Here is a 1,286-nt window from a genome sequence, read left to right on the forward strand (position 1 = left end):
CTTATCTTAACGGAAAGGGATTCGATGTGCTTGCGGCGGATTTTCCAGGTCACGGCATGCATTCGGGAACTCGGGGTTTCATTAAGTCATTTGACGACTTCACGTCGCTTGTAAAGGAAGTTGCCGATCGAGTGAAGAAGATTCAGCCCGAGCTTCCCCTCTTCCTTTTCGGGCACAGTATGGGAGGACTTATAGCTACAAGAGTCATAGAGGAGCATCCAGATCTTTTCAGTGCCGCCGCCCTCAGCGCTCCCCATCTCTTTTCCGCAAAGGATTCCGTCAAGAATCTGCTTCCGTTGATTTCGATTATTAGACGAGTTGCACCAAAAACTACATTCAGTAGTTCTTCTCGTTTCACTCCCGCTGACTTGTCAAATAATGAGAGAGCTGTACAACGATACATTGCAGATCCTTATGTGCATGATCGAGTATCACCGAATCTCTTTTTCGGTCTTGAAGATAGTATCAAGCAGGCATTGGAAGAGGCGGATAGAATAACGACACCTACGCTAATAGTCTATGGTTCCGCGGACAGGGTTGTTGATCCAATAGGAGGAAAGGAGCTCTACGAAAAGATTAATGTGGAGAAGAAAATGCTGGAAATCCCGGGGGGAAAGCACGAACTGTTTGCCGACGAAGAAAGAAGGTCTCAATTCTTCGGGGCGATTTCATCATTCTTTCTTGAGCATATTTAGGTGTATCTCCAGCCAGCGACGGGCAACTCTTTCATCATGTTTTATCTGTTCTATTAGCTCGCCCAGAGAGTCGAATTTCAACTCGGGCCTTATAAATTCAAGGAACTCCAGTTCAAGGTTTCTATCGTAGAGATTGCCAGAATAGTCAAAAAAGTATACTTCATACTTGACTTCTTCCGATGTGTTTACTGTGGGTCTGAAACCAACATTTAGCAAACCAAAGTAATCTCTAGAGTCAATCGTCGACATAATTATGTAGACACCCGATCTTGGTATTACTAGCCTTTCATCTCCCCGATGTATGTTTGCAGTCGGAAAACCAATCTTGGCGCCAAGCTGCTTGTCTTTGTAAACCTTGCCTCGTATCGAGTATCTCTTTCCTAGAAGGGAATTCGTGAGGCCGATGTCCCCTTTAGCTATAGATTCCCTTATCCAGCTGCTGCTAATTCTGCGCCCATCATATAGCGCGTCGGGTACGATCTCAACTCTCAAGTCTCCTTCTTTTGAGATCCTCTCCAATAGCTCGATATTTCCCTTTGCACCGTTTCCAAAGGTGAAATCACTTCCGACTACAATTGCTCTCATGCCTTC

Annotated in this window: 2 protein-coding genes; one reads left to right on the plus strand and one right to left on the minus strand. The window is 45.3% G+C overall.

The annotated features are described in order from the left end of the window. On the plus strand, nucleotides 1-695 hold a 695-nt coding region (locus BG32_RS10705), incomplete at its 5' end, for an alpha/beta hydrolase (protein WP_121526811.1). Here the strand turns inward: BG32_RS10705 and BG32_RS10710 are convergent. Then, nucleotides 672-1,286, minus strand: a 615-nt coding sequence (locus BG32_RS10710; RefSeq protein WP_121526812.1) for a riboflavin kinase, incomplete at its 5' end; no start/stop codon positions are given. The two genes, BG32_RS10705 and BG32_RS10710, sit on opposite strands and share 24 nt — an antisense overlap.

Origin of the sequence: Mesotoga sp. HF07.pep.5.2.highcov, from assembly GCF_003666285.1 — a bacterium.
Taxonomy (GTDB): domain Bacteria; phylum Thermotogota; class Thermotogae; order Petrotogales; family Kosmotogaceae; genus Mesotoga; species Mesotoga prima.